8 protein-coding genes are annotated in these 8,356 nt (G+C 36.0%); 2 read left to right on the top strand and 6 right to left on the bottom strand.

The annotated features are described in order from the left end of the window. Positions 1–418: 418 nt before the first annotated feature. From H5072_RS06540 to H5072_RS06525, 4 genes are all read right to left on the bottom strand, one after another. Positions 419–595: a hypothetical protein gene (locus tag H5072_RS06540; RefSeq protein ID WP_171972314.1), complete on the bottom strand. Its 177-nt coding sequence runs from the start codon at positions 593–595 to the stop codon at positions 419–421. 1,486 nt (positions 596–2,081) lie between these two features. Beyond that, positions 2,082–2,657 carry a DUF922 domain-containing Zn-dependent protease gene (locus tag H5072_RS06535; RefSeq protein ID WP_149603516.1) on the bottom strand — a complete coding sequence of 192 codons (576 nt, stop codon included), beginning with the start codon at positions 2,655–2,657 and terminating at the stop codon, positions 2,082–2,084. Positions 2,658–3,204: 547 nt separating this feature from the next. Continuing rightward, positions 3,205–3,456 carry a Rho-binding antiterminator gene (locus H5072_RS06530; protein ID WP_182693057.1) on the bottom strand — a complete coding sequence of 84 codons (252 nt, stop codon included), beginning with the start codon at positions 3,454–3,456 and terminating at the stop codon, positions 3,205–3,207. Between the two features lie 10 nt (positions 3,457–3,466). Continuing rightward, positions 3,467–4,306 carry a DUF417 family protein gene (locus H5072_RS06525; RefSeq protein WP_182693056.1) on the bottom strand — a complete coding sequence of 280 codons (840 nt, stop codon included), beginning with the start codon at positions 4,304–4,306 and terminating at the stop codon, positions 3,467–3,469. Between the two features lie 283 nt (positions 4,307–4,589). On the opposite strand from H5072_RS06525, the gene H5072_RS06520 reads away from it, so the two are divergent. Continuing rightward, positions 4,590–6,056, top strand: coding sequence for a DASS family sodium-coupled anion symporter (locus H5072_RS06520; protein ID WP_182693055.1), 1,467 nt, complete (start codon positions 4,590–4,592; stop codon positions 6,054–6,056). Positions 6,057–6,153: 97 nt separating this feature from the next. Continuing rightward, entirely contained in the window at positions 6,154–6,588 is a 435-nt protein-coding gene (locus H5072_RS06515) for an N-acetyltransferase (protein ID WP_182693054.1), read from the top strand. Between the two features lie 2 nt (positions 6,589–6,590). Here H5072_RS06515 and H5072_RS06510 read toward each other — a convergent pair whose 3' ends face one another. Together H5072_RS06510 and H5072_RS06505 are read right to left on the bottom strand one after the other, a co-directional pair. Beyond that, positions 6,591–7,226, bottom strand: coding sequence for a trimeric intracellular cation channel family protein (locus H5072_RS06510; RefSeq protein WP_004334621.1), 636 nt, complete (start codon positions 7,224–7,226; stop codon positions 6,591–6,593). 578 nt (positions 7,227–7,804) lie between these two features. Beyond that, positions 7,805–8,206 (bottom strand): hypothetical protein, encoded by a 402-nt coding sequence (locus H5072_RS06505; protein WP_182693053.1) that lies wholly within the window; start codon positions 8,204–8,206, stop codon positions 7,805–7,807. Between the last annotated feature and the right edge of the window lie 150 nt (positions 8,207–8,356).

The following is an 8,356-nucleotide window of genomic DNA, read 5'->3' as shown; positions in this document are numbered from 1 at the left end:
TAAAAAGGTTACAAATCCGAGGACGTAATAAGTAAAAGCTAATGAGGTACTTTGAGTCATCTCATCAAAGCCAACAATCTTTGTTGCTATTGTTGATAAAGCAACTAGCAATAAATACAAGCCTAATGAAAAGAGTACAATCCTAGAGTATTTCACGATAATCCTTTAGTAATAAAACGAGGCTGCAGAATAACTTCTATAGCCAAATTCAATTAATTAGTTTCTTTAATTAACTCTAAGCACTTTAATACAATGTGTAATAAATGTATTACCCATTAAACAGGTTGTTTTCTTAAAAAGAGTAATTCTACAATCTCAACGCCCGCATAAGGGGCTGATAATAACTTGTCGTAATATGTAGCAAAAAGAACTAAGCAAACAGTTAGTAGTCGCTTGTTAGTAGTTTATACCACTAACCTCACGTAGAAATTTTTAATAAAAACAAACCTAACCCGCCGAATAAAGTTAAAAATACCACCAACATTATAATCAGCGTTTTGGATTCACCTAATGATTGCATTAATCCCATTTCAGTCGGTAATACTTGCTCAAGCAGACTTGGCTGTTTAATTTTGTTTTTTTGACCTCTATCCATAATACACATTCCATATAACTAATACTGCTAACGAGCTTGTAAATTAACTCGTTTTTTATTTGTTTTTATTGATAAACAAACCATAGCTGAGTTCCTATTTTGGTTCAATCGATTACTGTACTTTTACGCAGAATATAAAAAGAGTTTGGTGTTGTTTTAATTGGCGTTTTGGAAGGAGTTACGAGTGCTTGAGTGTCTTTATTTTAGGTTAAAAGGGCTTTCCCTTTTCAGTACATCGTGTTTTGCAGCTTTTCTATATTATGAACAGGGCAATACAGTTGCCATTGCGTAAAATAAAGGCATTCACATTCGTTTTACCCAGTAAGGTCAATTTATTCATATCTTTATTGACCGTATTATTCCGATTTTTATTTAAAGGAAAGCAGACTTAACAAAGCCGAGTTGTTTACCATTTTTTAATAAAAATTGTTGTCGTATATCGGGCTACCTATTACTACTTTCATCTTGTCAACGTAGCTCAGCTTTTTTGCGTGATGCACTTTCATGGATTAAACCTAACTCACTGCTATCATTAATTATTTCCGTAAAGTTAGAATGGGTGTCATCCTAACTTATTTCGTTAATGGTTTTGTTATGTAACGTCACCGTCAAGCCCAAATTTTTTCCTGTTCAAAACTAGCGCTGCCAGCAGAGTTACACCTAACACCGTACCAACAGGGAACATGAAAAGTAACAATGTTGAATATATTATTAGTGCCCAAAAAAGCCACTCAGTTCGATAGTTTAAGCCCACAACGGAAAATGTTAAAAAGCAAAGCGCAACTAAAAATAAGATGAACCCTGTTACTGTAGACAAAGCTGTTGATGACATTTCTTATTGTGATATTTTAGGTTCATTATTTCCAAACAGCGTTATCTCTTGAAATGAAGAGGACATAATTAAATACGAATCAACAATTCCCCAAAGTGGTGCCCAGAAAAGCAATAACCCCAAAACTGCGACGTATTTCCCTATAGTTTCCTTGTTCATCATCTCTCCTCACGTAGTTACATAACGAGCCTGCAGATTAACTCGTTTTTTATTTATTTTTATTGATAAATAAACCATAACTGAGTTCCTATTTTGGTTCAATCGATTACTGTACTTTTACGCAGAATATAAAAAGAGTTTGGTGTTGTTTAATTGACGTTTTGGAAGGAATTACTGGAAATTTGGTGTGGGTGTTTTTTTACTCTTTCTAGAATGGGCTGGATTACCTGTGCGTTATTTATTTTAGGCTAAAGCACCGTTAATTAACCATGATAGTTGGCAGCAAGAAACCATAGGAAAGCCTCATAATACCATCATCAGTTCATTGGCATTTAAGTGGATACGAATACTATTTAGGTGCTGGAAAACACATACGCCCTACGACGAATCAACTTACTTAACAGCATTAAAAAGTAAGGGAACACCACTATTAAAATTTGCGGTGAAAAGTGAGCTTTGGTGCTTGCTGTCCACCTCTGGGCGTGCTGTTATGTTTTATGGGAATACAGCCCCATTTTTCATTCCATGATTAGTATTTTTATCATACTTTTTTTCAAGCACTACGTATTTATCAATAATCTTTTTACCAAGACTATTGGCTTTACTTTTTAAACTAGAGCAATTTTTTGCTGCTAAAACTGACAGACGATTTTCAATCTCTTTAGCTGCATTAATACCAAAGTCTTTATGGCCATTTTCGTGAGCAATTAGTGCATTGTAATAATGTGCCCAACGCTTTTTTAGGTTTACCTCTGCACTATTACTATTCTCCCACTTGGGAAGAGTGAAATTAACTTTGACAGTACTTTTAACACTCGTCATAGAGCACAGACCATTACTTTCATTCCAGTTAAAGCGCCAATTAACAAACCAAGAAGTATAAGCATCGTAGGTGTTTCCCGATTGCTTAATAGAGCTTTTAGTATTCATTTCATTTCTTAGCTCATTAGCCGTTGAACCATGTATTGAGTAATACTCAGTATTTATATTTACCTTAGGCGTAGCAAAGGCACTACTTGATACTAAGCAAAACAATATTGAGGTTTTGCTTAGTAATATGAGCTTTTTCATGAAACCTACTCCTTGGTCAGATTTAAAACTAATCTGCTTATTAGACACCACTTTGGGGGGTTATAACACCCCAGAACGGCGTATATTACATAGCTCAATAATTTCACTAAATAACTTCAATGTAAACAAGTGATTAGGCATGTTATAAAAAGGCCTTTGTTATTTTGCATCAAAACGACTTTTAATAATGTTATTGGACAAAATTAAAATAGCTGTTTATTTAAACAGCAGGCTCTGTAAGTTAGCTTTATTTATGTAGCTACCTTTTACGACCATAATTAACAAACACACGATGACCAAGCGCCATATATGGACATATAAAGGCTTACTTATTACAGAATAAGCATTTTTATACGCTTTAATAGTTGGCGTTTAGCCTTGTTCGGTGAAAAACTCGAGTTAAAAACAAAAGAAAGTTGTAGGAAAATTTTGGCTTTATGTATTTAGCGCGTAATTAGCTAAAGCATTGGTGAGATAAGCGAGCCTTAACATATTAATGATGCAGGCTCGCTGAGGTGTTTATGATAAAAACGAATGAGTGAGGTGCTTACTTTACATCAAAGTTCACGTGGTCAAAGTATGGGTTTTTCTCATGCGCTTTAAGTACGCTGATTGTAGTTAGCACAATGAGTTTCAACTCGCTATTTACATTAACAACTATGCATTCGTCTCTATTAGCATTGCGTTTTGTGTCAGTTGCTACGCCACATACACCATCACCATTTTTTAATATAAGCTCAATGCTTAAATGGTGCATACAAGCAATTTCGATGTAGTCGTATTGGTTGCAACTGATCATAACGCTCTCTTTATTTAGTCGGCTTAAAAATCATTAAAAAAGCAATAACAACAAGGTTGGCTATATACCACAAATCTTTAATTACAAATTGCCCTAAACGCTCCAATAAAGTGGAAGAACTAAATGCACCGGTGGCGGTAATTAAGAATGTTTGGGTCATCATAAATACACTTAAACACGCTAAGCCACTTATAATAATTAGCTTTTTATTATTTAAAAATAGCCCTAAGCCCAATAACACAGCAAATAATACATCAAACCCGCCAATCATGTTAGACGCGCCTTGTACGCTAAATACCGTGTATAACCACGACATAAACGGTGAAGTTTCTACTAAACTTACAATGCCTTTTGCTTCAAACTCATAAAACTTCATGCCGCCAATCCACAATAAAACCATGGCAACAGGTATAAAGTTTAAAAGTACGTGTTGTTTGTCGGTAAGTTTGTCTTTATAAAATAAAAACAAATACAAAGGCACTACAGCAAAGTATTTAATTATGCCCTGCCCACTACCAATGATTGGAAAGCCGCCAAGTTGAGCCATCCAACGGTTACTGGCAAACAAGGTAAGTAATGCAACTAAACTTATAATTGCTGCAAGTAAAAGTGCTGGTGTAGGTTTCATTAGTTTAAGGCGAGCGAGCACGGTGGCAAACGCTAAGGCAATCATAAATGAGCCACTAATTAAACCTAACGCAGATACAGACATTAGCGAATCAACGCCATAATAACTAAACGTAGCCGTTAACGTATTAGGGTTTGCTCCTAACGCAAACGACAAGCCAAGTAGTAAAAAGCTACTCGTTAATAAAAAAGTAATCACGTTATTGGTTAGTTTTAAGTTCATTGTATTTCCAAGTATTCGTTGAGGTTTATAAAGACCTTACGAACCTATAAAACAATTCAAGCTAACTCTTAAAAATCAGAGTTAATTAAGCACACTGTAAGCTCTTATCGGGTAATGTAATCAATCACTTTAGTTTATAGTTTATTTCCTCTTTATTGATAAAATTAAATAAGTCTAATATTCATATAATGTGCGTCATCTTTTTTATTATTAAATGAAGTAGAATAACGTCGTCTTTTAATAAACAGAATGCATGCATTTCTAAAACTTAGGGACATTTTTAATGAAGGGTACTGATATTCGAGTTACCTCTGGACTGATTTCTATAGCCATTGTTTTACTACTTTGGTTTGCTGTACCGCCTCCGCAAGGTGTTACCGAAAACGCATGGCATTTGCTCGCTTTATTTATTGGTACTATAGTTGCCATTATTGGTAAAGCAATGCCTATCGGCGCCATTGCTATTTTAGCTATTACTTCTGTTGCGTTAACCGGCGTAACTAATGACAGCCCATCTGGCGCTATTAAAGATGCATTAAGTGGCTTTTCTAACTCATTAATTTGGTTGATTGGTATTGCTATTATTATTTCTCGGGGTTTAGCTAAAACTGGTTTGGGAAATCGTATTGGCTATAATTTTATTTCTCTTTTTGGTAAAAAAACAGTTGGTATTGGCTATGCACTCGCACTTTCTGAACTTGTTATAGCACCTGTAACGCCAAGTAATACCGCGCGAGGCGGCGCTATTATTCACCCAATTATGAAGTCGATAGCAACAAGCTTTGGCTCATCCCCTGAGGAAGGCACCTCTCGTAAAATTGGCCACTACCTTGCTTTAGTGAGTTACCATATAAACCCTATTACATCAGCTATGTTTATTACCGCCACGGCTCCTAACCCGCTAATTGTAAAGCTGGTTGCTGATGCTACTGGTGCAAATATTAGTATTACTTGGAGTACGTGGGCGCTGGCAGCGCTTGTTCCTGGTTTGCTATGTATTGCCCTTGTGCCTTTGGTTGTTTATGCCATTTACCCACCTGAAGTTAAAAGTACGCCCGACGCTAAAACCTACGCAGAATCTAAATTAACTGAAATGGGCCCAATGAGTTATGGCGAAAAAATAATGGTGGGAGTTTTTGCCATGCTGCTTGTTTTATGGGCCGGCGTACCTGCAATGATTTTAGGGGCTGACTACTCAGTTAATACAACCGCAGTGGCTTTTTTAGGTTTGTCGGTTTTATTAGTGACTGGTGTATTAAGCTGGGACGATGTACTTAAAGAAAAGTCAGCGTGGGATACCGTTGTTTGGTTTTCTGCATTAGTAATGATGGCCACTTTTTTAAACAAACTAGGTTTGGTAACGTGGTTTTCAACACTTGTTGAGAGCAACATTGCGCAACTGGGCTTTGACTGGATTGTATCGGCTATTATATTGGTAGCTGTGTATTTTTATGCTCATTACTTTTTTGCCAGTACCACAGCACATATTACTGCTATGTTTGCCGCATTTTACGCCGCAGGTTTGGCGCTTGGCGCTCCGCCTTTATTTTTAGGTTTACTGTTAGCTGGCGCCTCATCACTGATGATGTCGTTAACACATTACGCAACAGGCACATCACCCATAGTGTTTGGCTCAGGCTATGTATCGTTAAAAGACTGGTGGGTAATGGGCCTTATAATGAGCGTTATTAATTTAAGTGTATGGGGAGTTATTGGCGGGCTTTGGTGGAAAGCACTTGGGTATTGGTAGTCTTGCCTTTGTTAGTTTGGCTTGCACATTTAATACTGCGCACTTATTTTGATTAGTTCTACAAATATAAACATTAAGGCTGTTGCAAGGGAGCACTATGTTTTTTAAATTCATAAAGGCAGCATATTCAGACCGAGACTACTTATTAAGCCTCAGAAAGCTGACTATGGTTGAACACTTAGAAAATGCCGGGTTATTTTTAACAGATCAACAGCATGTTTTAAGGCTTAATGATCAATATGACTGCTCCCATCTTATAGTTATAAATGAGGTACCAATTGGTACTTTAAAATACCAAACACACGCTCAATACGTTGAAATAATGCAATTACAAATACATCCATTGCACCAAAATAAAGGGTATGGGAAAGCGGTTATTGAACAAGTTATTACAAATGCGCAGTCAAAACCCATTAAACTCACCGTGCTTAAAAACAACCCAGCATTAGGACTTTATAAGCGGCTGGGTTTTACTATAACGGATGAGGATAATTACGAGTACCACATGCAAACGCGAGCTACTCGTAGCTAAAATTAGTCGCTTTGATCTCTGAAGTCTTTTTTTCTGAAAATAGTTAAATGCCAACCCCAATGCAAAGAGCCTAATCTTAAAAAGATAGTCGTGAAAAATGAGCCTAAAATACACCAAATGTAATCTACATTAAGGCTAAATAAAGCAGCATAAACTGCGCCACCCGCTAAACACGCAGAGGCGTAAGGTTCGCTGCGCATAACAGTTGGTACTTCACGGCAAATTACGTCTCGTATTAAACCACCAAATATACCTGTAGTGATACCCATGGTAATTGCGACCACCATGCCAGAGCCATTAATGAGTGCTTTTTCTATCCCCATAATATTAAATAGCGCCATACCCACAGCGTCTACCAATAAAAAGTAGTAGTTATTAACGCGCGGTAAGTATCGAATAAATGCAATTGTTGCTATAACGGCCCCGTAGGTCGAATACAAATACTCTGGGGTTGCAATCCAAAATACCGGTTTGTTTAAAAGTATATCTCTGAGGGTACCGCCCCCTAATGCTGTAACAGTTGCAACCACTACGACGCCAAAGCCACTAATGTTTTTTTCATACCCAAGCAATGCCCCTGCAACAGCAAAAAATGCAACACCGAGTAACCCTAGTACCATAAAGTATTCAGCAGTCATGGTAATTCCTTTTTAAAGTTTATTAGGAGTTGTATCAACTTACGTGCCAAAAAACTGAGTAAATATAAATAAACTCACAATTTAAGTGACTGAAATTTATAAGCTTAGTTCATTTATTAAAAAACGTTAGCTATGTGATATTTAGTGAAGGATTAACAAGAGTAATTATTTTAATTATGGGTAGTTTTTACACGTTAAAGTACTGAGGTATTTTGTTACAGAGTTGCAGTCGAGCACTTTTAAATTTTAAGCAAAAATTAAATGAACAATAAAGCTATTACCAATATTACAAAAATAATAGGCAATATTGCATGTTGCCAGTTTTGTTCTTTATTTTGATTATAGAGTGTTTGCATTGAGCTTTTATCATTATTGGTAAAACTATGCTGGCACTGCATACAGTTTTGGGCTTTTATGCTCACCCAAGTACCACATTTAATACATGCGTAACACCTCGACAGTTTATCAAACTCGTTTGTTTTCCTAAATATTCTCATTTATCACCTCATTGCTTTTCGCCGCAGTAAGAAACCCAATGAATAATATATGCTCTTTAAATTCATTGTTACTTCTTTACTTTATTCAATAATTTTTACATTTGGAATGTTTTGTAAAAGGTAGGATTTTAAAGATTCAAACGCATCTTTATTGAAAATAAACTCAGTTGTTTTACCATCAACTTGATTATACGGTAGTGCAAATACACCGTGCCTCTTAGTTTTGTCGATGACAACTTTGTTAATATCGTTAATATTAAACACTTGCTTATAAACGTATAACATTTGCCCCTCAACGCGTACAGCCTTTAACGGGCTTTGCTCAACATTGCGCGAACGAATAAACACAAAATATAAAATAACGGGAAATAAAAACAGGTTAAACGCTTGCAAACTAAAAGGTTTATCTATCAATACAATATATGTTGAGTAACAAATTAAAGAGGCCGCTAGTGCTAAAATTAGTTGGGTGTTGTTTTTCATAATCATCCTTGGTTACTAGTCAAAAAAATCGGTAAGGTTTTTTAATTATATTACCAATTTAGTGAAATACGCCATTGTGTAACTTTTGCTAATCAAACAGCGTTTGATACATTATTAAATCCGCAATAAAATATTAGGCTCTCGCTGATG

Origin of the sequence: Pseudoalteromonas sp. SR45-5 (genome assembly GCF_014163565.1) — a bacterium.
Taxonomy (GTDB): domain Bacteria; phylum Pseudomonadota; class Gammaproteobacteria; order Enterobacterales; family Alteromonadaceae; genus Pseudoalteromonas; species Pseudoalteromonas distincta.
This window is presented reverse-complemented; position numbering and strand designations above follow the sequence as displayed.